The 23,422-nt window shown below is 73.7% G+C and carries 22 protein-coding genes, 1 pseudogene and 1 riboswitch; of the genes and pseudogenes, 11 read left to right on the top strand and 12 right to left on the bottom strand.

The genetic code is table 11. The features are described 5' to 3' along the window. The first annotated feature begins 81 nt into the window (after positions 1–81). Together ACFSL2_RS03665 and ACFSL2_RS03660 are read left to right on the top strand one after the other, a co-directional pair. The gene (locus ACFSL2_RS03665; RefSeq protein ID WP_377196538.1) at positions 82–894 is read left to right on the top strand and encodes an SDR family oxidoreductase; all 813 of its coding nucleotides are present in this window, start codon (positions 82–84) and stop codon (positions 892–894) included. A gap of 105 nt (positions 895–999) precedes the next feature. Then, the gene (locus ACFSL2_RS03660; RefSeq protein ID WP_377196537.1) at positions 1,000–1,422 is read left to right on the top strand and encodes a hypothetical protein; all 423 of its coding nucleotides are present in this window, start codon (positions 1,000–1,002) and stop codon (positions 1,420–1,422) included. 17 nt (positions 1,423–1,439) lie between these two features. Here ACFSL2_RS03660 and ACFSL2_RS03655 read toward each other — a convergent pair whose 3' ends face one another. Next, positions 1,440–2,402, bottom strand: coding sequence for a hypothetical protein (locus tag ACFSL2_RS03655; protein ID WP_377196536.1), 963 nt, complete (start codon positions 2,400–2,402; stop codon positions 1,440–1,442). A 137-nt stretch (positions 2,403–2,539) separates the two neighbouring features. Here ACFSL2_RS03655 and chrA point away from each other — a divergent pair, with 137 nt between their 5' ends. After that, a complete protein-coding gene (chrA, locus tag ACFSL2_RS03650) occupies positions 2,540–3,787 on the top strand; it encodes a chromate efflux transporter (protein ID WP_377196535.1) in 1,248 nt (415 codons plus the stop codon). Between the two features lie 85 nt (positions 3,788–3,872). Further along, positions 3,873–4,577, top strand: coding sequence for a TetR/AcrR family transcriptional regulator (locus ACFSL2_RS03645; RefSeq protein ID WP_377196534.1), 705 nt, complete (start codon positions 3,873–3,875; stop codon positions 4,575–4,577). Positions 4,578–4,608: 31 nt separating this feature from the next. Here ACFSL2_RS03645 and ACFSL2_RS03640 read toward each other — a convergent pair whose 3' ends face one another. Next, the gene (locus tag ACFSL2_RS03640) at positions 4,609–5,505 is read right to left on the bottom strand and encodes an NADP-dependent oxidoreductase (protein ID WP_377196533.1); all 897 of its coding nucleotides are present in this window, start codon (positions 5,503–5,505) and stop codon (positions 4,609–4,611) included. Between the two features lie 99 nt (positions 5,506–5,604). Between ACFSL2_RS03640 and ACFSL2_RS03635 the strand changes: the two are divergent. Next, positions 5,605–5,898: pseudogene (locus ACFSL2_RS03635) on the top strand (MarR family winged helix-turn-helix transcriptional regulator); the annotation flags it as partial. Positions 5,899–6,079: 181 nt separating this feature from the next. Here ACFSL2_RS03635 and ACFSL2_RS03630 read toward each other — a convergent pair. The 4 genes from ACFSL2_RS03630 to ACFSL2_RS03615 form a co-directional block, all read right to left on the bottom strand. Next, complete coding sequence (locus ACFSL2_RS03630) at positions 6,080–7,312, bottom strand: YibE/F family protein (protein ID WP_377196532.1); 1,233 nt, start codon at positions 7,310–7,312, stop codon at positions 6,080–6,082. A 74-nt stretch (positions 7,313–7,386) separates the two neighbouring features. Next, positions 7,387–8,217 carry an HAD family hydrolase gene (locus ACFSL2_RS03625; protein WP_377196531.1) on the bottom strand — a complete coding sequence of 277 codons (831 nt, stop codon included), beginning with the start codon at positions 8,215–8,217 and terminating at the stop codon, positions 7,387–7,389. A gap of 84 nt (positions 8,218–8,301) precedes the next feature. Beyond that, the gene (locus tag ACFSL2_RS03620) at positions 8,302–8,529 is read right to left on the bottom strand and encodes a hypothetical protein (protein WP_377196530.1); all 228 of its coding nucleotides are present in this window, start codon (positions 8,527–8,529) and stop codon (positions 8,302–8,304) included. Then, positions 8,529–8,819, bottom strand: a complete 291-nt coding sequence (locus tag ACFSL2_RS03615; RefSeq protein ID WP_377196529.1) for a TetR/AcrR family transcriptional regulator — start codon at positions 8,817–8,819, stop codon at positions 8,529–8,531. Before ACFSL2_RS03615 ends, ACFSL2_RS03620 begins: the two co-directional genes overlap by 1 nt. Positions 8,820–8,937: 118 nt before the next feature. On the opposite strand from ACFSL2_RS03615, the gene ACFSL2_RS03610 reads away from it, so the two are divergent. From ACFSL2_RS03610 to metE, 3 genes are all read left to right on the top strand, one after another. Further along, positions 8,938–9,393, top strand: coding sequence for a DoxX family membrane protein (locus ACFSL2_RS03610; protein ID WP_377196528.1), 456 nt, complete (start codon positions 8,938–8,940; stop codon positions 9,391–9,393). A gap of 45 nt (positions 9,394–9,438) precedes the next feature. Continuing rightward, positions 9,439–9,903, top strand: a complete 465-nt coding sequence (locus tag ACFSL2_RS03605) for a GNAT family N-acetyltransferase (RefSeq protein WP_377196527.1) — start codon at positions 9,439–9,441, stop codon at positions 9,901–9,903. Positions 9,904–10,348: 445 nt separating this feature from the next. Beyond that, a riboswitch (SAM riboswitch) is annotated at positions 10,349–10,451 on the top strand. Positions 10,452–10,459: 8 nt separating this feature from the next. Further along, positions 10,460–12,838, top strand: a complete 2,379-nt coding sequence (gene metE, locus ACFSL2_RS03600; protein WP_377196526.1) for a 5-methyltetrahydropteroyltriglutamate--homocysteine S-methyltransferase — start codon at positions 10,460–10,462, stop codon at positions 12,836–12,838. Between the two features lie 84 nt (positions 12,839–12,922). On the opposite strand, the gene ACFSL2_RS03595 is transcribed toward metE, so the two are convergent. The 6 genes from ACFSL2_RS03595 to ACFSL2_RS03570 all read right to left on the bottom strand — a co-directional run bounded on the left by ACFSL2_RS03595 (position 12,923) and on the right by ACFSL2_RS03570 (position 19,883). After that, positions 12,923–14,485: a ricin-type beta-trefoil lectin domain protein gene (locus ACFSL2_RS03595; RefSeq protein WP_377196525.1), complete on the bottom strand. Its 1,563-nt coding sequence runs from the start codon at positions 14,483–14,485 to the stop codon at positions 12,923–12,925. 141 nt (positions 14,486–14,626) lie between these two features. Beyond that, positions 14,627–15,631: a LacI family DNA-binding transcriptional regulator gene (locus tag ACFSL2_RS03590; protein ID WP_377196524.1), complete on the bottom strand. Its 1,005-nt coding sequence runs from the start codon at positions 15,629–15,631 to the stop codon at positions 14,627–14,629. 1 nt (position 15,632) lies between these two features. After that, positions 15,633–16,835 (bottom strand): sugar ABC transporter permease, encoded by a 1,203-nt coding sequence (locus ACFSL2_RS03585; protein WP_377196523.1) that lies wholly within the window; start codon positions 16,833–16,835, stop codon positions 15,633–15,635. Further along, positions 16,832–17,590, bottom strand: coding sequence for an ATP-binding cassette domain-containing protein (locus tag ACFSL2_RS03580; protein ID WP_377196522.1), 759 nt, complete (start codon positions 17,588–17,590; stop codon positions 16,832–16,834). Before ACFSL2_RS03580 ends, ACFSL2_RS03585 begins: the two co-directional genes overlap by 4 nt. Further along, entirely contained in the window at positions 17,587–18,768 is a 1,182-nt protein-coding gene (locus ACFSL2_RS03575) for a substrate-binding domain-containing protein (protein WP_377196521.1), read from the bottom strand. Before ACFSL2_RS03575 ends, ACFSL2_RS03580 begins: the two co-directional genes overlap by 4 nt. Next, positions 18,765–19,883: an ROK family transcriptional regulator gene (locus tag ACFSL2_RS03570; protein WP_377196520.1), complete on the bottom strand. Its 1,119-nt coding sequence runs from the start codon at positions 19,881–19,883 to the stop codon at positions 18,765–18,767. The genes ACFSL2_RS03575 and ACFSL2_RS03570 overlap by 4 nt, the downstream gene beginning before the upstream one ends. A 342-nt stretch (positions 19,884–20,225) precedes the next feature. On the opposite strand from ACFSL2_RS03570, the gene ACFSL2_RS03565 reads away from it, so the two are divergent. The 3 genes from ACFSL2_RS03565 (at position 20,226) to ACFSL2_RS03555 (ending at position 23,391) form a co-directional block, all read left to right on the top strand. After that, the gene (locus ACFSL2_RS03565) at positions 20,226–21,512 is read left to right on the top strand and encodes an ABC transporter substrate-binding protein (RefSeq protein ID WP_377196519.1); all 1,287 of its coding nucleotides are present in this window, start codon (positions 20,226–20,228) and stop codon (positions 21,510–21,512) included. A gap of 89 nt (positions 21,513–21,601) precedes the next feature. Further along, the gene (locus ACFSL2_RS03560; RefSeq protein WP_377196518.1) at positions 21,602–22,504 is read left to right on the top strand and encodes a carbohydrate ABC transporter permease; all 903 of its coding nucleotides are present in this window, start codon (positions 21,602–21,604) and stop codon (positions 22,502–22,504) included. Next, positions 22,501–23,391, top strand: a complete 891-nt coding sequence (locus tag ACFSL2_RS03555) for a carbohydrate ABC transporter permease (RefSeq protein WP_377196517.1) — start codon at positions 22,501–22,503, stop codon at positions 23,389–23,391. The genes ACFSL2_RS03560 and ACFSL2_RS03555 overlap by 4 nt, the downstream gene beginning before the upstream one ends. Positions 23,392–23,422 lie beyond the last annotated feature (31 nt).

Raw genomic sequence — 23,422 nt, 5'->3', positions numbered from 1 at the left:
CGTCGCCCGGGTCACGACCCGTTGACCCGCGAACGACGCCCGATGTGACCAGGAGCTCCGGCTCCTGCAGAAGGAGGAGCCATGACCGCAACCATTCTCGTCACCGGTGGGACCGGCACGCTGGGCCGGCACGTCGTGCCGCTGCTGCGCGCGGCCGGCCGGGACGTCCGCGTCCTGAGCCGTACGCCGCACGAGTCGCGGCCCGGCATCGAGCACGTCACCGCGGACCTGGGCACGGGCGAGGGTGTGGCCGCCGCCGTCACCGGGGTGGAGACGATCCTCCACCTGGCCGGCAGCAACAAGGGCGACGGCGACAAGGCCCGCACCCTCGTCGAGGCGGCGAGCGCCGCCGGGTCCCCGCACCTGGTGTACATCTCCGTGGTGGGCGCGGACCGGATCCCCGTGACCACCGGCGTGGACCGGGCCGCGTTCGGCTACATCGCGGAGAAGCGGGCCGCCGAGCTCGCCGTGGAGCAGTCCGGGCTGCCGTGGACCACGCTGCGGGCCACCCAGTTCCACGACCTGGTGCTGACGCTCGTCGAGGCGCTGGCCAAGCTGCCGGTCGCGCCGTCGTTCAGCGGCTACCGGATCCAGCCGATCGAGGCCGCCGAGGTCGCGGAGCGGCTCGTCGAGCTCGCGCTGTCCGAACCTGCCGGCCTCGTGCCCGACATGGGCGGCCCGCGCGTGTACGAGATGCGCGACCTGCTGCGCTCGTACCTCGTCGCGGCGGGACGGCGGCGCCCGATCCTCTCGATCCGGCAGCCGGGCGGTGCGGCCCGGGCGCTGCGCGACGGCGCGGGCACCGCGCCGGACCGGGCCGTGGGCCGCCGCACCTGGGAGGAGTTCCTCACCGACCGGGTTGGCGTGGCGGGTCGCGCCGTGCGCAGTCGGTAGTTCGTCAGGTGATCGGTACCCCGGACTGCCGATCACCTGACGGAATGCCGATCACCTGACGAGCTGCCGACCATCCGCTCCTGGCCACCCTGCGACACTGCACCCATGCGCGACGAGCAGTGGGCCCGGCAGCGGGCCGAGGCGGTGCGGCTGCAGGGCGAGCGGCTGCAGGCACGCCAGGATGCCGAGCACGGCCGGGCCGAGGGCCTGCTGCGCGAGTTCGTGGCGGCGGCCCGGGCCGCGGGGCTCACGCCCGTGCCCCTGCGGGTGCTGGGATACGGCGGCCGCGGTACCGCCCGCACGCCGCTGGAGGGCTGGTACCTGCGGGTGGACCGTACCGCCGGGATCAGCACCGACGGCGACTTCTACGTGCTCACCGCGCCGATCGGCCTGCTCGACCGGGTGCGCGGGTTCCGGCCGGAGCCGCGCCGTCCGCCGCTGCTGCTGGGCGCGGGTGGCAAGGACGGCGACACCATCCCGCTGGTGGACGCCCTGGAGCGCCTGCTACCGGGGTGGAGCGCCGGCTGAGCCGCAGGCGGTTCCGTTCAGCCGCCCGTCAGCAACCGCTCGCGCCGGGCGTCCAGCTCTGCGAGCCGCGCCTCCAGGGCCGTCGCGCGCTCGGCCGCGCCGTCGTGCACCTGCCCGACGGCGCCCAGCGCCTCACGCACCCGGTCGCGGGCCTCGTTGATGCGGTTCATGACCGTCCAGTCGCTGAAGATGTCGTCGAGCCAGATGTCGAACGCTCCGACCAGGTCACCCACCTCGATCCCGCCGACGCCGTCGCGGCCCAGGTCACCGAGCTCACGGGAGAGGACGCGCAGCGACTCGTCGGCCCGCCGCATCAGCTCGACGGCCTGGTCCATCTTCTGGCGCTTGACCATGTCGGCGAGGAAGCCGCCGCCGAACGTGTCGTACGTGGCCCAGTTGCCGGCGCTGTCCAGGTGGCGCCGCGCCCCGGCCAGGGCACTGCTGGCGCCCGCGGCCGCGGTGATCACCTCCCGCAGCTCGGTCAGCTCGCCGCGCCCGGCACCGACCTCGGCCGCCAGCAGCCCGAGCTCCGCCGCGCCGTCGGCCCCCGCGGCCACCACCCAGGCCTCCTTCGCGGCCAGCGCCGCGGCCCGCCGTGCTGCGACGTCGCCGAGGCCGTCGAGGGCGGCACGGACCGCTGAACGCTCCCGCTCGGCGCTCCGCACGGCGTTCTGCGCGGTGGCCACCTCGTACTCGGCGGCCCGGTGCTCGGCCCGCTCGGCCTCGAGCCGCTCGTCCCGGTTGCCGCGCATGGTCGCCCAGATCAGGGTGGGGCTGAAGTCCTCGAGCTTCTGCACGTCGGCCGCCTCGCCCGCGAGCGCCTCCGTGGCCCGCGCCAGGCGGGCCTCGGCGTCGGCGAGCGCCGACCGCACCGTGCCGAGCTGCCCGGTGAGCCGCGCGTGCTCGAACGCCGCCTCGTGGGCCGCCTCGAGCTCCGCCTGGACCTGCTGTGCCTGTACCGGCTGCTCCTCCTGTGCCATGCGGGTCAGCGTAGGGCCGGGCGGGCCGGGCCGGTACGAAAGGGCCGGTACGAAAGTGGCGGTACGAAACTGGTCACCGCGGGACGGGTCGCCGGCGACACCGGTAGCGTCCGGGTGTGCACCCTGGAGGCTCCGGCATGTCGACGTCCGACTCCCCCGCTCCGACCGCGTCAGGAGGGGGCTCGGCACGCGAGGTGTTCCTGGTGTTCCTGCGCCTCGGGCTCACGTCGTTCGGCGGGCCGGTGGCGCACCTCGGCTACTTCCGTGACGCGTTCGTGGTGCGCCGCCGGTGGCTCGGCGACCGTGCGTACGCCGACCTGGTGGCGCTCTGCCAGTTCCTGCCCGGACCCGCGTCGAGCCAGGTCGGCATGGCGATCGGGCTGCGACGGGCGGGCATCGGCGGGCTGCTGGCCGCCTGGGCGGGGTTCACGCTGCCGTCCGCCGTGCTGCTCGTCGCGTTCGCGTACGGGGTCACGGCGTTCGGGGGCGACGCCGGGGCGGGGTGGATCGGCGGCCTCAAGGCGGCGGCCGTCGCCGTCGTCGCGCAGGCGGTGCTCGGCATGACCCGCACCCTCGCCCCGGACGCGCGCCGCGCGACCATCATGGGGGCCGCTGTGATCGCGACGCTGCTCGCGCCGTCGGCGCTGGGGCTGCCGGTCGTGCTGAGCCAGGTCGGCGTGATCGTGCTGGCGGGCGCCGCGGGGCTGCTGTGGCTCCCCGACCCACCCGGCGACGGTGACGACGAGCCGTTCTCCGTGCCCGTCCGGCGCTCCGTCGCGGTGGCCTGCCTCGTGGTGTTCGGTGCGCTGCTCGTCGTCCTGCCCCTGCTGGCGGCCGCCCGGGACGGTGGCGTGGCCCGGCTCGTCGACATCTTCTACCGCGCCGGCTCGCTCGTCTTCGGTGGGGGCCACGTGGTCCTGCCGCTGCTGCAGGCGGACCTGGTGCCGTCCGGCCTGGTGGGCCACGACCAGTTCCTCGCCGGCTACGGCGCGGCGCAGGCCGTACCGGGCCCGCTGTTCACCTTCGCGGCGTACCTGGGTGCCGTCACCACGTCCGGGCCCGCGGGGCTCGCCGGTGCGGCGATCGCGCTCCTGGCCATCTTCGTGCCCTCGGCGCTCCTCGTGGTGGGCGCGCTGCCGTTCTGGGAGCGTCTGCGCGGCGCGCGGCACGTCCGGCGTGCGCTCACCGGCGTGAACGCGGGCGTGGTCGGGCTGCTGGCCGCCGCCCTGTACGACCCGGTGCTCACCCAGGGGGTCCTCGACACGGCCGACCCGGTACGTGCCCTGGCGCTCGCCGTCGCGGCGTTCGTCGCGCTGGCGAAGTGGTCGGCGCCGCCGTGGGCGGTGGTGATCGCGGCGGGGCTGCTGGGCTGGGTGGTGCTCTGAGCCGCGGGCCCGCTCCACGGCCCGCTCCGGGCCCGTTCCACGAGCGCCGCCGGGCCGCGGCCGCCGCGCGTACTAGGCTCGCGCCATGCCCGTGGACGACGACGACACCCGGCCCCTGACCCGGCGCGAACGGCTCCGGCGGCAGACCGTCGACGAGATCGTCCAGGCGGCGCTGGAGCTCGTCGACACCGGGGGCGCGCACGGACTGTCGCTCGCCTCGGTCGGCAAGGCCATGGGCATGACCCCTCCCGCGCTCTATCACTACTTCGCGTCGCGTGAGGCGCTGCTCGACGCGCTGGTCCTGGCCGGATACGCCGACCTCGGCACCGCCGTCGAGGCCGCGGCCCAGGCGGCGGCGGGCCGTCCGGCCGCGAATCGGCTGTCCGCCATCGCACACGCGTGGCGCCGCTGGGCGCTGGACCATCCGCGCCGGTACTCGATGCTCTTCACCGGCAGCCGGCGCGAGGCGGTGGACCCGCTGGTGAGCGTCAGCCCGATCAGCCGGAGCATGCTCGCCCTGGTCACGACGCTCCAGGAGGTCGCTGTCGCCGCCGGACCCCAGCCGGCCGCCGGCTCGGCGCTCGACGCCGACCTGTGCCGGTGGGGCGCGTCCCTCGGCCTCCCGGCGGCGGCCGCGCCGGCACTCCGGCTCGCCCTGTCGACCTGGTACCGGGTGCACGGCCTCGTCTCGCTGGAGATCGTGGGCGCGTTCGGCACCATGGGGCTCGACGGCGAGCAGCTGCTGGCCGCCGAGCTGGAGAGCCTGGCCGGCGAGGCCGCCCGCGCCTGATCGCCGGCGGGCGCCGCCCACCGCGCCGCCCTCACGGCACGAGGACCACCTTGCCGCCGGCGTGCCCGTCGTCGACGATGCTCTGCGCGCGTGCCGCCTCGGCAAGCGGCAGCACCTTCGCGACCGGGACGGACACCGCACCGCGGACCACCTGGTCGAGGAGGTCGGCGAGGGCCTCGGCCGAGTGCTCGGACCCCTCGGAGAACTGCACGCCCAGCGCATGGGCCGCCGGGTCGGCAAGGGTGAGCACCCGGTCGGTGCCGCCGCGCAGCTCGATGCTGTCCGGCAGCACGCCGCTGCCCGCCGTGTCCAGCACCGCGTCGACGGTGGGGGTCAGCGCACGGATCCGGTCGACGAGCCCGTCGCCGTAGGTGGTGGGCGTCGCCCCGTACCCCGCGACACGCTCCTGGTTCACCGGCGACGCCGTACCGATCACGCGCACGCCTGCCGCGACCGCGAGCTGGGTCGCGAGCCCGCCGACGCCGCCGCTCGCGCCGTGCACCAGCAGCGTCTCCCCCGGCTTCAGGTCGAGGAGGCGCAGCGCGCGCCGGGACGTCTCGGCCACCACGGGCAGCGCCGCCGCCTGCGGCGCGTCCAGCCCGACGGGGACCTGCGCCCACACGTCCAGGACGGCCAGCTCCGCGGCGCCCCGGCCGGCCGGACCGGCGACCCGGTCACCGGTGGCGACCCCGGTCACGCCGGCGCCCACCTGGTCCACGAGACCCGCGACCTCCAGGCCCGGCACGGCGGGCAGCGGTGTGGTGAACACCGCCTCCATGGCCCCGGACCGCACCTTGCCGTCGAAGGCGTTGACGCCCACGGCCTGCACCCGGACGCGGACCTGTCCGGGCCCGGCCTCCGGCTCCGGGACCTCGCCGAGGTGCAGGACCTCCGGGCCGCCGAACTCGTCGAAAACTACTGCGCGCATCGTGTTCCCTCGTTCCGGATAGTTTTGCTGTTCGAGACAGGTAACCAGCGGGACCCGCCCCACTATTCCCAGCCCGGCCTACCACGCAGGACGAGTCCTATGCTGGACGGCATGACATCTGACCGGGACAGTGAGTCGAACCCGTTCGCCACCGGGCCGCTCAGCCTTGCCATCTTCTCGCTCGCGCGGGCGCACCGGGCGCTCGCCGCGGACCTGCTGCGCCCCCTCGGGCTGCACCCGGGCCAGGAGCTGCTGCTGATGTTCCTGTGGGAGCACGGGCCGCAGCGCCAGACGGACCTGGCCGAGCACGTCGCCACCGACTCGGCGTCGATGACCCGGACCGTCCAGCGGTTGGAGCGCGCCGGTTTCGTCCGTCGTCGGCCCAGCACCACGGACCGGCGGGTCACCCTCGTGGAGCCCACACCGGCGAGCCAGGCGCTGCGTCCGCGCGTCGCCGCGATCTGGGCTCGGATCGAGCAGGCGACGGCGGGCGACCTCGGCCCGGCCGAGCGCGAGGACGCGACGGCGCTGCTGCGCGCGTTGGAACGGAACGTGGGCAGCATCGCCGATCCTGCTACGTCGCCGACGTCCCGGGGACCCGCTGGGACGCCCACGCCTCGGCCACGGGCGCCATCAGCTCCGGGTCCGACGTCGGCTCGGCCGTCGTCGAGCCCGCCGTCGCGTCCGCCGGGCCGGGGACGGTGAGCGTCGCGATGGCGGTGGTGACCGGGATCGCGAGGACGAGCCCGATCGACCCGACGAGCGTGCGCACGACCTCCTCGGCGATCTCGCCCGAGCTCAGGGCCGTGGCCGGCGACTGGTCCACGAGCCAGACCATCATGAGCAGGGGCAGGGCGGCGCCGACGTAGGCGAAGGCGATCGTGTAGACGGTCGAGGCGATGTGGTCGCGTCCGATGCGCATCGCCCGCGTGAACAGCTCGGCCCGCGACGCCGTCGGCGCCACGCCGCGCAGCTCCCACACCGCGGACGCCTGGGTGATGGTCACGTCGTTCAGCACGCCCATCCCGGCCAGCACGATGCCGCACAGCGCGATGCCCCGCAGGTCCGCCCCCGGTGCGCTCGACGGCAGGAACGCCGAGGCCTCGTCGGTGGTGCCGGTGATCTGCGCCGCGCCGGAGGCCCAGGCGGCGAGCAGCGCGGTGAGCCCGAGGCCGACGAGCGTGCCGAGCAGCGCGGTCGACGTGCGCGCCGACAGGCCGTGCGCCAGGTACAGCGTCACGAACATCACCAGCGACGACGTCACCAGCGCCACGCCGATCGCCGACTCGCCCGCCAGCAGCGCGGGCATGGTGAAGCCCAGGAGCACCACGAACGCCATGCCGAGCCCGGCCATCGCCGCCAGCCCGCGCCAGCGCGCCACCAGCAGCACGACGGCGGCATAGGCAAGGGCCAGCAGCGCGATCGGCAGCTCGCGCTGGTAGTCCATGAACACCAGCGGGTCCACGCCGGGCTGCGAGACCTGAGAGATGTCGACGGCGGTGATGCGGTCGCCGTCGGCGAGCGGGACCGACGGCCCGGGCGACTGCATGCGGGAGGCCTCGCCGCCCGGCAGCTCGACCGGGATGCTGCCGGTGGCCGGGTCGGCGGGTCCGGTGACCGTGACGTCGACGAACGACGTGCCCTCTGCCTTGGCCGGCATCCGGTCGGGCACGTCGGCGGCGTTCGGCCACAGCAGCCACACGCCGACCAGGGTCAGGAGCAGCGCGGAGACCAGGGTGATGACCAGCAGGAACGTCGTGCGTGGCGCGGCAGGGCCGGCCGAGCCGTGCGAGTGAACGTGCGCCATGCGCACATCCTGACCCAACCGCGCTGCGGCGGCGCGGCGAGCGAGCGGGCAGCCGAAGGACGGGGTGCGCGGGGTCAGGCTGCGGGGAGGAGGGCGTCCGCGAGCGCCGTGGCGGCGCCGTCCTCGTCGACCGTTCCCGTGACGCGGGTCGCTACGGCGCGGACCGTCTCGGGAGCGTGGCCCATCGCGATCGACACCGCCGCCCACCGGAGCATGTCCAGATCGTTCTCGCCGGCACCGACGGCGACCGTGCGGGAGGGCGCGACCCCCAGCTCGACCCGGATGTTCTCGAGCGCCGTCGCCCTGGTGATCCCGGGTGCGGTGACGTCCACCCAGTCCACCCGAGCGGGGATGGCGGTGACGCCCGACGCGCGCAGCGCCGGGGCGAGGCGCAGGGCCCACTGCCCGTACACCACGACGCGTGGCGTCGGCCGCGCCCAGACGCCGTCCAGCGCCTGGAGTACCTCCTGGTGTCCGTCGAGCTGCCGCTCGGGGAACCGCCTGGTGACGCGGTACCCGGTGCCCACGACCTCGGCGGCGAGCCCCAGGTCCGGGCGGGTCCGGGCGACCAGCCGGCACACGGGCTCGGCGTCCAGGGGCACGACGTCGACGATCGAGCACCCGTCCGGCCGCACCCGCGCGGTCACCGCACCGTTCGCCGCGACCACCCAGCCGTCGTGGACGCCGAGCTGGCGGGCGGCCTGCACCGCCCCGGACAGCGACCTGCCCGTGGCGACCACCAGGTGGTGGCCGGCGGCGCGGACCGCCGCGATCGCGTCCAGCACGGCGGGCGTCGGCCGGCGACCGGCACGCACGAGCGTGCCCTCGACGTCGCAGGCGACGAGTGCAGGTGTGGACGTGGGCACGTCCGAGAGCGCTGCGGCCCCGGAGGTGGTCGCGGTCACGGTATTCCCCTGGTGATAGAAGGCGGCACCATCATGTCTCATACTGGGACATTTGGGAATTTCCATCTCAACCGGAGAGCACCGTCAGGGCAGCCCCAGGACCGTCCGGCACAGCACCGGCTCGGCGGCCGTGGCGACATCGGGCCCGGTGATGGCGCCCGAGAGCCACAGGCTCGCGAAGCCGTGCGCCACGGACCAGGCGGCGCGCGCGGCGTCGGCGTCGGACGCCAGCCCCGCCAGGGCGGCGGAGGCGGTCTGCTCCGCCGCACGCAGCTCGGCGTCGTCCCCGTGCAGGAGGCTGCGGTCGAACATCACGGCGAAGTGCCGGGGTGGTCGACGGCGAACCGCACGTAGGCGAGCCCCGAGGCGAGCAGGTCGTCCTCCGCCTCCGCCAGGGCGGCGGTGAGCAGCCTGAACCCCTCGGCCGCCACCGCGGTGAGCACACCGGCCTTGTCCCCGAAGTGGTGCGCCGGCGCCGCGTGGGACACCCCGGCGAGGCGGGCCAGCTCCCGCAGGCTCAGCCCGGCCGGCCCCCGTTCGGCGACCGCCGTCGCGGCGGCCGAGGTCATCGCCCGCCGCAGGTCTCCGTGGTGGTAGTTCATCCCGCCTCCTCCGCACCGCGTGCCGCGGGCACCCTCGCCTCATCTTTCCATTGACAAGATAGCACCGAAGATGGTGAGGTGTCGCATGAACTAGTCACCGTCAAGATTGGATTCGGCCATGCCCGTACCGCTCCCCGTCCTCCTGCTCGGCGTCACCGCCGTCGCCCGCCTGCTGGGCACCGTCGCGGTGCCGGCCCTCGACTCCTGGCACGACGCCGCCCGTGTCGGCGCCGCCGCGATCTACCTCCTGGCCGCTTCGGGCCGGCTCATCCCCCGGGTGCGCCAGGACCTCGAACGCATGGTCCCGCCCACGCTCCCCCGCCCCGACCTGCTCGTCGCGGGCACCGGAGCCCTCGAGCTGCTCGGTGGGGTCGGCCTGCTCGTGCCCGTCACCGCCCCGGCCGCCGCGATCTGCCTCGGCCTCCTGACGCTCGCCATGACGCCGGCCAACATCTCCGCGGCCCGGCGCGGCATCCTGTTCGGCGGATCACCCGCCACCCCCGTCGGCCGGCGCCTCGCGGAGCAGGCCCTCTACCTGGGGGCGCTCGCCGCCGTCGTCTGGCTGCCCTTCTGACGGGCGAGGCGGCCGCGCAGCACGCGCCGCGGGTAGGATCCCGCCGTGCTCAGCCCCGCCACCCCCGACGACCTCGACGACCTGGCGGCGTTCCTCCGGACCGCCGACCTGACGGTCGCCGCCCTCGCCGAGCCGGCGGTGCACCTGTGGCTCGAGCGCGACGACGCCGGGGCCGTGGGCGCGACCACGGGATTCGAGCTCGGCGGCGAGCACGCCCTGGTCCGTAGCGTCGCCGTCCGTCCGGACCGGCGCGGTGCCGGCGACGGCCTGCGCCTCGCCCGCTTCGCCCTGGACCGGGCCGCCGACGCCGGGGCGCACCAGGCCTGGCTGTTCTCCCGCCGGTCGGGCGGCTTCTGGCAGAAGCTCGGCTTCGCGGCGACCACGACGGACGCCCTCGCCACCGCGCTGCCCGACGCCCACCAGGTGCGACTGTTCCGCGCCACCGGCCAGCTCGACCGCGAGGTCGCGTGGCAGCGACCGCTGCCGCCGTCTGATAATTTCGCCGCATGAGGTCTCCAGAAGCATCCAGGTTCGGGCTGCCGGTACTCCGGTAGCCCGAGATGCCCCTGTAGAGACCCCCGAGGTACGACCTCGCCCACCCGCTCCCCCGTGACCGACGTCCGGGGAGCCGGTGCCTCCCCGCGCATCCGAAGGGCCCGTAGTGCCGTCCTGGCCTACCCGTTCCCCCTCCCTTCGGAGTCGTTGCGGCACGGCGATCGGACCGCTCGGGCCCGCCGGGCCGCCGGCGGCCAGTGCGGCACTTGCCGGAGCGGCCGCCGCGCTCTGGTTCGCGGCGACCCGAACCCGCTTGGCACGCTTTTTCTGACCATGCAGCTGCTGCCAGGAACCGCGTGAACCTGGCAGCAGCTGCATGGTCGGCGGGCAGCTCTGACCTGCTCGTCCCGAGGTGTGGACGGTTTTTCGACCACATCGCGGGCATGCCTACGATCCAGGCTCATCATCCAGAGCGGTCGAGAGTCCTGGCTCAACGACACCGCAGCAACCTGCCTCCGGATCGCCGATGCCGGGCAAGGTGCTAACGCCAGGTCCGATGGAGCTGATACGCATGGCAGTCACGCACTCGCACCTTTCCCCCGCCACGATCCTGGGCTACCCGCGCATCGGCCGACGCCGCGAGCTCAAGCGCGCCGTAGAGGCGCTCTGGGCCGGTCGCACGACCACCGACGAGCTGGAGAACACCGCCGCCGAGCTCCGGCTCGCCACCGCACGACATCTGGTCGACCTGGGTCTGGACGCCGGTTCCGCCGCCGTCCCCGGCTCGTTCTCGTTCTACGACCAGGTGCTCGACGCCGTCGCCCTGCTGGGCGCGGTGCCCGAACGGTTCCGGGACCTGGCCGGCGACGGCGCGCTCTCCCTGGAGGGCTACTTCACGCTGGCCCGTGGCGAGGGCGGCCGGCCACCGCTCGAGATGACCAAGTGGTTCGACACGAACTACCACTACCTGGTCCCGGAGATCGGGCCGGCCACCCCGATCGGGTTCGCCGACGACCGGGTGGTGCGTGAGTTCAGCGAGCTCGCGCACCCCGCCGACGGCGGACAGGCCGTCGTGACCCGCCCGGCGCTCGTGGGCCCGGTGACGTTCCTGCTGCTCAGCAAGCCCGCCGACGGCGCCCCCGACGGGTTCCACCCGCTGGACCGGCTCGACGACGTCGTCACCGCCTACGCCGGGCTGCTGCAGGCACTGGCCGCCGCGGGTGCGCCCTGGGTACAGCTCGACGAGCCCGCCCTGGTCACCGACCTGCTGGACGTCCCCTTCGACGAGGTGGCCGACGCCGTCCGCCGGGCCTACAGCCGCCTCGCGACCGACCTCTCCCCCGCGTCGGCCGGCGACGGCGCCGCCGAGCGTCCCGCGATCCTGGTCACCGCGCCGTACGGCGACCTGCGCAGCGCGGCCGGCGACGGCCTCGCGCTGCTGGCCGGCACCGACGTCGAGGCGATCGGGGTCGACCTCGTCAAGGGCGCCGTACCCGACGGCCCCGTCCCGGGCCTGGAGCGCAAGACCCTGGTCGCGGGCGTCATCGACGGGCACAACATCTGGCGCGCAGACCTCGACGCCCGCCTGGCCACGCTCCAGGGCCTGGCCGCGCTCGGCGCCGGCGCGGTCGCCGTCGGCACCTCGACGTCCCTGCTGCACGTGCCGCACGACGTGGCCGACGAGCCCCGCCTCGACCCCGGCCTGAAGTCGTGGCTCGCGTTCGCCGACCAGAAGGTCACCGAGGTCGTCACGCTGGCCACCGGTCTGGCCGAGGGCCGCGCGGCGGTCGCCGCCGCGCTCGCCGAGTCCAGCGCGGCGGTGCGGTCGCGCGCCCAGGCGCCCGGCGTCGTCGTGCCGGAGGTCCGCGACCGCACCGCGGCCCTGACCCCCGCCGACGCCGAGCGCGCACCGTACGCCGAGCGCGCCGCGGCCCAGCAGGCGAGGCTCGACCTGCCGCCGCTGCCGACCACGACCATCGGCTCGTTCCCGCAGACGGCGGAGATCCGCCGCACCCGGGCCTCCTGGGTGCGGGGCGAGCTGTCCGACGCGGAGTACACGGCAGCCATGCGCGCGGAGATCGCGAGCACGGTCGCGCTCCAGGAGGAGCTGGGCCTCGACGTCCTGGTGCACGGCGAGCCCGAGCGCAACGACATGGTGCAGTACTTCGCCGAGCAGCTCGACGGCTTCGCGACCACCGTGCACGGCTGGGTGCAGTCGTACGGCTCGCGCTGCGTGCGGCCGCCGATCCTGTGGGGCGACGTGTCGCGGCCCGCGCCGCTGACCGTGGACTGGACCGCGTACGCGGCGTCGCTCACGAACAAGCCCGTCAAGGGCATGCTCACGGGTCCCGTCACCATCCTGGCGTGGTCGTTCGTCCGTGACGACCTGCCGCTGGGCGACACCGCCGACCAGGTGGCACTCGCCCTCCGGGACGAGGTGACGGACCTGGAGGAGGCCGGCATCGGCGTCGTGCAGGTGGACGAGCCCGCGCTGCGCGAGCTGCTGCCGCTGCGCCGGTCCGCGCACGCCGGCTACCTGGACTGGTCGGTACGGTCCTTCCGCCTCTCGACCGCCGGGGCGGGCACCGCCACCCAGGTGCACACGCACCTGTGCTACTCCGAGTTCGGCCAGGTCATCGGCGCGATCGACGGGCTCGACGCCGACGTGACCTCCGTGGAGGCCGCGCGGTCCCGCATGGAGATCGTGCCGGAGCTGGCGGACGCCGGGTACGCGCGCGGCATCGGTCCGGGCGTCTACGACATCCACAGCCCGCGGGTGCCGTCGGTCGACGAGGTCACCGAGCTGCTCACGCTGGCGGCCAAGTCGATCGACCCGCGGCTGCTCTGGGTCAACCCCGACTGCGGCCTGAAGACCCGCGCCTACGCGGAGACGAAGGAGTCCCTCCGCAACCTGGTGGCGGCGACGCAGTCGGTCCGCGCCACCCTCTGAGCGGGCCCCTGCACTTCGAGGCCTAAGTTTCTTCGTTCTGGGGCGTCCCAGAGCGAAGAAGCTTAGGCCTCGAAGACGAGGTCGTCAGCCGACGCGCCACTTCTGCGCGGCCGTGCCGTTGCACGTCCAGATCTGCAGCTTCGTACCGTCCGCGCTGTTGCTGTTCGGCACGTCCACGCACTTGTTGGCGAGGATGGAGACCAGGTCCCCGGCGCCGCTCAGCGTGAACTGCTGGGCCGCGTTGCCGCTGCAGTTCGCGAGCTGCACGGCCGTGCCGTCGGCCGTGTTGGCCCACGCGACGTCCATGCACTTGCCCCCGGCCCGCAGCGTGCCGTCGGCGTGGAAGGTCCACTGCTGCGCGGCGCTGCCGTTGCACGTCCAGAGCTGCAGGCGCTTGCCGTCCGAGAAGTCGGAGCCCGGCACGTCGATGCACTTGCCCGCGAGCCCGATCAGCGCCTGCCCGCCACCGCCACCGCTGGTGGTCAGCCGCAGCCCGTAGGTGTTCAGGATCGGGTTCACCGGCTGGTAGATGAACCGGCCGTTCGAGGAGCAGTCGCCGATCCGGCCCGACGTCACGCCCTGTGCCTGGTTGCCCGACAGCACCGAGCCGCCGGAGTCGCCGCCCTCCGCGCACGCGGAGCCCGTCGCCATGCCCGGGATGTCACCGTCGCCGTAGTTGATGGTGACGTTCTTCTCCTGGATGACGCCGCAGCGCCAGCCGGTCGTGCGGCCGGAGCGGCACACCGTCGCGCCGATGCCCTGCTCGGCGGAGCCGGCGACCGTCGCGGTGCCGCCCGCGTAGTTGTTCACCGTCGGGGTGGGCGTCCAGTTGCTGTTGGTCGCCACCCACGCCCAGTCGTGGCCGGGGAAGACCGACGCCCGGTAGGTGCCGAGCGCCGCGCCGTCCGGCGCGTTGACCGGGTCACCGGCGTTGCCGCAGTGCCCGGCCGTGACGAACCCGCCCTGCACGGCGAAGCCGATCGAGCACAGGGTCACGTACCCGTTGCCCAGGGGCTTGTGGAACTCGTCGCCGCCCCGGATGTCGCGGGCGGGCTCCGGCGCCACCGCCGACTTCTCCACGCGCACGACGTCGGCCGGGACGTCGGCCTCGGCGATCATGGCCTTCGCCGCGCCGACGTCGGCCGCCTCGACGACCACCTCGTTGGTGGTGGGGTCCGCGTACCAGGAGTGCACCGAGTCGGGCGCGCCCACCGTGTCGAGCGACTCCTTCCACGCGGTCAGGGCGTCGAAGCCGTGCTCGACGACGACGGCATCGGCGCCGGCACGCTCGGCCACCTCGGCCGCCGCGGTGGTGGTGACGGCGACGCGCGGGGCGTCCGCACCCTCGGGCAGCCAGGCCCCCGCGTACGAGTCACCGAGCGCGGCGGCGAGGTGGGCCTCGAGCACCGCGGCCTCGGCGTCGAGGGCCAGGCGCTCCGGGATCTCCGCCCGGGTGAGCCCCAGGTCGCGCTCCATCGCGCGGATCTGGGCCTCGGGCAGCTGCGCGTCGGGCAGCCGGCTGTCGGCCGGCGCGTCCGGGGGCGGCGCCGCCCCCGCGACGCCGGCGCCGGTGAACGCCGTGCCGATCACGAACGCGGCGGCTGACAGCGCTATCAAGGGACGGGACGTTCTCAGGGATCGTGACATGGTGTGCTCCTCGTCAGGCCTGGGGAACCTCGTGTGCCTCGGAGCGTATTGACGTGGTGGCACCACCAGAACGGGTGGGACAGCCTCGTGTGGAAAGTACCTATGCGTCCCTTATGCACGAACCGGCAGCGCCGGGACCGGTCACCGAGGCCTGCGTTCGCCGCTCCCCCGCGGCACCACCCGGGTCGGCAGCACGACGAGCGCGACCGCGCGGTCGGGCTCGGCGGACCGCGCGACGGCGAGCTCGGCGGCACGCCGGCCCATCTCGACGGCGTCGTACGCCACGACGGTGATGCCGAGCAGGTCGGCCAGCTCGAAGTCGTCGAAGCCCACCACCGCCACGTCGCGGCCGCCCGGCACGTCCCGCAGCGCCTGGAGGGTGCCGACGGTCGCCCGGTTGTTCGCGGCGAGCACCGCCGTGGGCGGTTCCGGTGCCGCGAGCAGCTCCCGGACCAGCTCCCGGGCGGCCGCCGCGTCGTGCGCGCCCGAGCGCAGCCACCGCTCGGCGTCGGCCACCCCGGCGTCGTGCATCACGTCCAGGAACTCGGTGCTGCGCTCCTGGTACGTCCACAGGTGCGGCTCGTCCCCGACGAACCCGATGCGGCGGTGACCGTGGGCCAGCAGGTGCCGCACGGCGGCCTGCGTCCCCCCGCGGTTGTCGATGACCACGGTGTCCACGTCCACCCCGGTGGCCGGCCGGTCCACCACCACCACGGTCAGCCCGGCGGCGATCTCGCCCCGCAGCGCCGAGTGGTCGGCCCCGGCGGGCGTCACGATGAGGGCGCCCACCCTCCGCTCGAGCAGCTCGCCCGTCAGCGACTCCTCGCGCTCGGGGTCCTCGTCGGACGACGCCGTGAGCAGCTGCAGACCGTGCTCCCGCAGCTCCCGCTCGATGCCGCTGGCCAGCGCGGAGTAGAACTCGTTGGCCAGGTCCCCGGTGATGAACCCGACCAGCCGCGAGTAGCCGCCGCGCGCGAGGTCCGCCGCCACCGCGTTGCGCCGGAAGCCGAGCGAGGTGGCGGCGTCGAGCACACGCTCGCGCGTGGCGGGCGCCACGTTGGGCTCGCGGTTGAGCACCCGGGACGCGGTCTTCAGGCTCACCCCGGCCGCCTCGGCGACCACCGCCAGCGTCGGACGACGGATCATGTCAGGCCTCCCGACGCTTGCGCATCAGCATGTCGATGATGATGGCCAGCAGCAGCACGGCCCCGGTCACCATGTAGTGCGCCGCCTGGTCCACGTTCATCAGCGTGAGCCCGTTGGTGATGGACTGGATGACGAGCACCCCGAGCACCGCGGACCACGCGCTGCCCCGTCCGCCGAACAGGCTCGTGCCGCCGATCACCGCGGCGGCGATCGCCACGAGGTACGTGTCGGCGCCCCCGGTCCCCTGGTTGGCGGCCCCGAGCCGGCCGGCCGCGAGCACCCCGCCGAGCGCGGCGAGGGTCGAGCAGGCGACGAAGCACAGGACCACCGTGCGCTGCACCGGCACGCCGGCGAGCATCGCCGCGCGCCGGTCACCGCCGACCGCGCGGACCGACCGGCCCCAGCGCGTGCGGCGCAGCAGGACGTCCGTGACCACGACCAGGGAAGCGAACAGCACCACCGAGTAGCCGATGCCGCGTGCCGTGCCCAGGTAGGCCACGACGAGGGAGAGCACGGCGGCGAGCACGAGCGTCCGCGCGACGATCTGCGGCATGCTCACGCAGGCGAGGTCCGCGCGCCGCCGGCGGGCGCGGGCAGCGAGCTGCACCGTGGCGGAGGCGACCACGGCGCCGGCCACCAGGGCCCAGGCGACGCCGGTGGGCAGGAATCCCTGCTGCACCGACCGGACGAACCACGACTCGAACGGCAGGTTGACCGAGCCGAGCGGACCGAGCACCCGCAGCTGGACCCCGGCCAGGAAGAGCAGCCCGGCCAGCGTGAACACGAAGCTGGGCAGCCCGAGCCGGGTCGACAGGGCGCCGTACCCCAGCCCGACCACCACCCCGCAGGCGAGGGCGGCGCCGATGGCGAGCGCCACCGGCCAGCCGAGCGACACCGAGCCGACGGCGACCACCGCCGCGGCGAGGCCGCTCAGGGAGCCGACCGACAGGTCGATCTGCCCCACCAGGAGCACCAGCACCACACCGAGCGCGATGACGCCGACGGGGGCGCTCTGCAGCGTGAGGTTGACGAGGTTCTCGGGGGCGAGGAACGCGGGGTTGATCGCGCCGAGGACGAGCCAGATGCTGACGAGGGCGGCGACGATGGGCAGGAGGCCGTTGCCGCCGCGCACCCGTTGCCAGACGGCACCGGGCAGGCCCGCTCCGGACGGTCCCGCTCCGGCGCCGCTCGGCTGCGCGCTCATCGGCGCACCGACCGGTTCGGCGTGCCGGGTCGCACCGCGCCCGTCATGGCGGCGAGCAGGTCCTCGTAGGACGCGTCGCCGTCGAACACGTCGTGCACGCGGCCCAGGCGCAGCACGAGGATGCGGTCGGCGACGGCCTGCAGGTCGCCGGCCTGGTGGCTGACCAGGACCACGGCGTGCCCGCGCTCGCGCAGCCGGACGATCAGGTTGAGCACCTCGGCGGTCTGGCGCACGCCGAGGGACGCGGTCGGCTCGTCGAGCACGACCACGCGCGGCGAGCCGAGCAGCGCGCGCGCCACGGCGACGACCTGCCGCTGGCCGCCCGACAGCGTGCGGACCGGCTCGCGGACGGTGGGCACGCTGGCGGCGAGCTGGTCCAGCAGGCGCCAGGCCTCGCGCTCCATGGCCACCTCGTCGAGCAGGGGCCCGCGCACGGTCTCGTGCCCGAGGAACATGTTCTCGACGACGTCCAGGTCGTCGACGAGCGCCAGCTCCTGGAACACGGCGGCGATCCCGAGGGCGCGCGCCGCGGCGGGTGAGTCCAGCAGCACGGGGCGCCCGTCGAGCAGCACCTGGCCGGCGTCGGGACGGTGGGCGCCCGCCAGCAGGCCGGCGAGCGTGGACTTGCCGGCCCCGTTGTCGCCGACCACCGCCAGCACCTCGTGCTCGCGCACGTCGGCGTCGACGTCGACGAGGGCGCGCACGCCGCCGAACCGCTTGGAGACGCCGCGCAGGGACAGCACCGGGTCGCTCATCGCGCCACCTCCAGGACCGGCGCGCGTCCGGGTCCGGGCGCGGCGTCCGCCTCGGCGTCGGGGCCGATCAGGCCGGCGCGCTCGCACGCGGCTTCGTACGCGGGCACGCAGATCTCGTCGGTGGAGTAGACCCGGCCGTCCACGATCACGTGCTCGACGTCGGCGGCGCCCACCGCGCGGGGTGCCAGGAGCTGGGTGGGCACGCCGCCGATCACCGCGGTCGTGCGCGGGTCCTCGCCGCGCAGCACCCGTACCGCGAGCTCGGCCGCGGTCTGGGCCTGCTGGTCGGTCGCCTTGTAGACGGTCATGTACTGGTCGCCGGCGAGGATGCGCTGCACGGCGGCGAGCTCGCCGTCGTGCCCGGTGGTGACCGGCACGGGGTCGAGGCCCGCGGCCTTCGCCGCTGCGATCGCGCCGCCCGCTATGCCGTCGTTGGCCGCGAGGATGCCGTCGACCTGGCCCGGGTACCGGGTGAGCATGGCCTCGGTCCACTCGGTCGCCTTGTCCGGGCTCCAGTCGGGCGTGTAGTACTCGGCGAGCACGTCGATGTCCTCTCCTTCGAGCGCGCGACGGGTGCCTGCCGCGATCGCGAGCGCGTTGGGCTCGGTCGCGGAGCCGTGCACCAGCAGCACCCCCGGTCGCTCGCCATCGGTCCGGCCGCCGGCCGTGTCCTCCGCCCGGGCGTCGATCCCGCCGACCAGGGCCGAGCCCAGCAGAAAACCGATGAACTCGTAGTCGTACGACACGTAGTAGTCCGCGCCGTCCAGGAATCGATCGTAGGCGATCACCTCGGCACCGAGCCGCTCGGCCTGCACGAGGATCCCGGCGGCGGCCACGGTGTCCACGGCGTCGAGCACGAGGACCTCCGCGCCCTGGGCGAGCATCGACTCGGCCTGCTGCAGCTGGGCGGCGGCGTCCTGCGCCGCGTTGGCGTACAGCACCGTGCACCCGGGACAGCGGCGGTCCACGACGGACACGAACGCCGGGCGGTCCGACGCCTCGTAGCGGGCGGTCTGCGTCTCGGGCAGCAGGAGGCCGATGGTCCCCTCCGGCGCGGCGCCCTCGGCACCCGCGGCGCCGCCGGGCCCGTCCGCGCCGCCGGCCGTGCACCCGGCCAGCGTCACGGCGAGCGCCAGCCCGACCGTCACGGGTATCCGTCGTCGCTGCCGGGCGCTCATGAGCTCACTCCGAGCGAGCCGAACATCCTGGCCTGGTCCAGGGCGGCGGCCAGCGCGCCGCGCACCCCGGCGTCGGCGCCGAGCGACGACGGCACCACCTCGACGGGGCCGCGCGAGGTGGCCACGACGCGCTGCCCGAGCGAGGTGCGCAGGGGTTCGAGCAGCACCTCGCCGGCCTCGGCGAGCTTTCCGCCGATGACCACGACGTCGGGATCGACGAGGTTGCAGAGGTTGGCCAGGGCGACGCCGAGGTGGCGGCCGGCGTCGAACACGACGCGGCGGCAGCCGGCGTCGCCGTCGAGCGCCCGGGCCACCAGGTCGGCGAGGGTGAGGTGCCCGGCCTCGCGCGGGAGCATCGACAGGAGGCTGGTGGCGCCGACCAGCATCTCGAGGCAGCCGCGGTTGCCGCAGCGGCAGACGGCGCCGTGCTCGTCGACGGACACGTGCCCGATCTCCCCGGCCACCCCGGACCGGCCGTGCACGGCCCGTCCGCCGAGGACGAGCCCGCCGCCGACGCCGTGGGAGACCCGGACGTAGGCGACCGAGTCGTAGCCCGCTCCCGCTCCGAACCGGGCCTCCGCGATCGCGGCGAGCGTCGAGTCGTTGTCGGCGATGACGGGGACGCCGAGCTCGGCGCCCAGGATCTCGTCGACGTGCACGCCGTCCCAGCCGCGCATCATGCCGACGGTGACCACCTGGCCGGTGCGGATGTCGACCGGTGCGGGCACGCCGACGCCGACGGCGAGCAGCTCGGCCGGGTCGGCGTCCACGGCGTCCATCATCTCCCTGACCAGCATGGCCGTGCGCTGCAGCCCGGCGTCGGCCCGGTGGTCGGGCGCGAGCGGCATGCGCTGCTCGGCCAGGATCCGCATCGACGCGTCGGCGAGGGCGACGCTGAGCGAGCGCATGCCGAACCGGATGCCCACGACGAGCCCGAGGTTGCGGGCGAGGGTCACCTGGAGCGCGCGACGGCCGTTGCGGGTGGACTGGGAGGTGTGCAGCACGCCCGCGACCGTCAGCTCCTTGACGATGTTCGAGATCGTGGCTGGGGACAGCCCTGTGACGCCGGCCAGCTCGATCTGCGTGAGCGACCCACGCTGCTGGACGGCGCTCACGATCCGGGCTCGGTTGGCCTCACGCAGTGAGGTCTGCGAACCCGGTGTTACCCGATCCGCGCGCACAGCGCCCAGGGTAACCGCCTTCCGGCACTGGATGACGGGTTTGGGTACATGAACTGAACGTTCAGGTCACGATCGGGCGACGCTTGCGTTCAATTCTTGACACCAAACCCACCGGGTCGTTCGATAGGACGCGGGTTCACGGGCGTACAGGCGCGCCCGGCCGGTCCAGCGGAACGACGTCGTCCAGAGCGCGGAAGAGACTTCTCCTCTTCGGCGGGTGCGACGAACGTACCGGGTCGGTGCTCCAGCGACCGAGGAAGGTTGAGGGACCCCGAAATGCGAGTGAACCGGAGGATGACCGCGACGGTGGCGACAGCCGCTGTTCTCGGTCTCACGCTGGCCGCGTGCGGCGGTGGCGACACGGGTAGCGAAGGTGGCGGCGAGGGCGGCGGCGACCAGGTCGAGGTGTTCACCTGGTGGGCGGCGGGCTCGGAGAAGGCAGGGCTCGACGCCCTGGTCGGCGAGTTCGAGAACCAGCACCCCGACATCGAGTTCGTCAACGGCGCGGTCGCCGGTGGCGCCGGCTCCGCGGCGAAGGACCTGCTGCAGACCCGCCTGCAGGCGCAGGACCCGCCGGACACGTTCCAGGCCCACGCCGGCATGGAGCTGCAGGACTACATCGACGCCGCCCAGATCGAGGACGTCTCCGACCTGTACGACGAGTTCGGGCTGACCGACGCGTTCCCGACCGACCTGGTCGACCGGCTCTCCACGGAGGACGGCGCGATCTACTCGGTCCCGTCGAACATCCACCGGGCGAACGTGGTCTGGGCCAACCCGACGGTGCTCGAGGAGAACGGCATCGACCCCGAGGCCGAGTACGCGGACCTCGACGCCTGGATCGCCGACCTCGAGAAGCTCGACGAGGCCGGCGTGACGCCGCTCTCCGTCGGCACCACGTGGACGCAGGTACACCTGCTGGAGACGGTGCTGCTCGCCAGCCTGGGCGCCGAGACGTACACCGGGCTGTGGGACGGCACCACCGACTGGGAGGGTGCCGAGGTGACCGGGGCGCTCGAGAACTTCGAGACGCTCATGGGCTTCACCAACGACGACCGGGACGGTCTCGACTGGCCCGAGGCCACCCAGATGGTCATCGACGGCAACGCCGCCTTCAACGTCATGGGCGACTGGGCCGTCGCGGCGTTCGAGGAGCAGGACAAGGCGCTCGGCACGGACTTCACGGCGACGCCGGTGCCCGGCACCGACGGGACGTTCGACTTCCTGGCCGACTCGTTCACGCTGCCGGTCGGCGCACCCCACCCCGAGGGCGCGAAGGCCTGGCTCGAGACGGTGGGCTCGCTCGAGGGCCAGGTCGCGTTCAACAAGGCGAAGGGCTCCATCCCCGCCCGCACGGACGCCGACCCGGCCGACTTCTCCGAGTACCAGCAGGGCGCCATCGAGTCGTTCGCGAACGACACGATCGTGTCCTCGCTGGCGCACGGCGCAGCGACCCCGGTCGCGACGCTCAACGCGATCTCCGACGCCACGAGCAAGTTCACGACCGGCGCGTCCGACCTCGCCGGTTACCAGTCCGAGCTGGCTGCCGCCGCTCAGGGCTGACAGCTCCAGCGCCACGCACCCTGCCGTACGTCGCGCGCCGTCGGGTCCGCCCGACGGCGCGCGGCTGCGACCACGACCGAGGTATCCACATGCTCAACACACTGCGGCGGCTCGGGCCACCGCTGCTCCTGCTCGCACCGTCCCTGATCCTCGTCGGCGTGTTCGTCTACGGGCTGATCGCGGCCAACTTCTCCACGTCCTTCACGGACGACCACACGGCCGCGCAGGCCGTCGGACGGGAGCCGGCCGCCTTCGTCTGGTTCACGAACTACTTCGACCTGCTGGGCAGCGAGGACTTCCAGCACTCGCTGATGAACCTCGTGCTCTACACGGTCGTGTTCCTCGCCGGGACCATGATCATGGGCTTCCTGTGGGCGTGGATGCTCGACAAGCCGGTCAAGGGCGAGGGCCTCTTCCGTTCGGTCTACCTCTTCCCCATGGCGGTCTCCTTCGTCGCCTCGGGTGTGGTGTGGCGCTGGCTGCTCAACTCCAACCAGGGCGAGCAGGCCTCGGGCCTGAACCGGCTGTTCCAGATGATCGGGCTCGACGCCCTGCAGAACAACTGGTGGAACAACGTCACCTTCGGCATCATCGCGATCGCGATCCCCGCGATCTGGCAGCTGTCCGGCTACGTGATGGCGCTGTTCCTCGCCGGGTTCCGCGGCATCCCCAACGAGCTGCGCGAGGCCGCCCGGGTGGACGGCGCCAGCGAGTGGAAGCTCTACCGGTATGTCCTGTTCCCGCAGCTGTCGCCGGTCGCGCTGTCCGCGCTCATCATCATCGGCCACATGTCGCTCAAGGCGTTCGACCTCATCATGTCGATCTCCAAGCCGGCCAACTACCAGACCAAGGTTCCCGCCGTCGACATGTTCGTGTTCAAGTCGAGCTTCGACTACGCGAACGCCGCCGCCGTCGGCTCGATCCTGCTGATCATCGTCGCGCTCGTCATCGTGCCGTACCTGATCCGCACGCACCGCGAGGAGAAGCGATGACCGCCGCCACCGACCAGCTCGCAGCGCCCCGCACGACGGTGTACCGGCCCCGGCCCACCAGCAAGAACCGCTACGCGCTGGGGCGCACGCTCAAGTACGCGGGCCTGATCTTCTTCCTGATCATCGTGCTCATCCCGGTGTACGTGCTGCTGGTGACCAGCTTCAAGGGGGCGGGCGACGCCGATCCCAGCCGCGCCTGGGCCCTGCCCCAGATCTGGACCCTGGACAACTGGACCGCGGCCTGGACCGCGCTGGCCCCCTCGATCCTGCGGAGCGTCGCGGTGGTGGTGCCGAGCGCGATCATCGCGGCGTTCCTCGGTTCCCTGAACGGGTTCGTGCTGGCCCGCTGGAGCTTCCGTGGCGCGGACATCGTCTTCACGCTCATCCTGTTCGGCATGTTCATCCCGTACCAGGCGGTGATGATCCCGCTCACCCAGCTGGTCCTGGGCCTCGGTGTCCCCACGGGCGTACCGACGCTGATCCTGCTGCACGTGGTCTACGGCATCCCGATCACGACGCTCATCTTCCGCAACTACTACATGACCGTGCCGCACGAGCTGATCGAGGCCGGACGCGTCGACGGCGCGGGCATGCTGCGCACCTACTGGTCGATCGTGCTGCCGATCTCGGTCCCGAGCTTCGTCGTGGTGCTCATCTGGCAGTTCACCTCGGCCTGGAACGACTTCCTGTTCGCGGTGTTCTTCTCGTCGTCGCAGAACGGCCCCGTCACCGTGGCGCTGAACAACCTCGCCAACGGCGCGCTGCTGCAGAACTACGGCGTCTCGATGGCCGGCGCCCTGTTCGCGTCCCTGCCGACGCTGCTCGTCTACATCGTGCTCGGCAAGTACTTCATCGGCGGGCTGATGTCCGGCTCGGTCAAGGGCTGACGCCGCGCGCACCGTGCCGGGGGCACGGCGG

Origin of the sequence: Promicromonospora aerolata, assembly GCF_042682255.1 — a bacterium.
Lineage (GTDB): Bacteria > Actinomycetota > Actinomycetes > Actinomycetales > Cellulomonadaceae > Promicromonospora > Promicromonospora aerolata.
The sequence above is the reverse complement of the archived record's forward strand: the minus strand, read 5'-3'. Positions and strand labels throughout refer to the sequence as shown.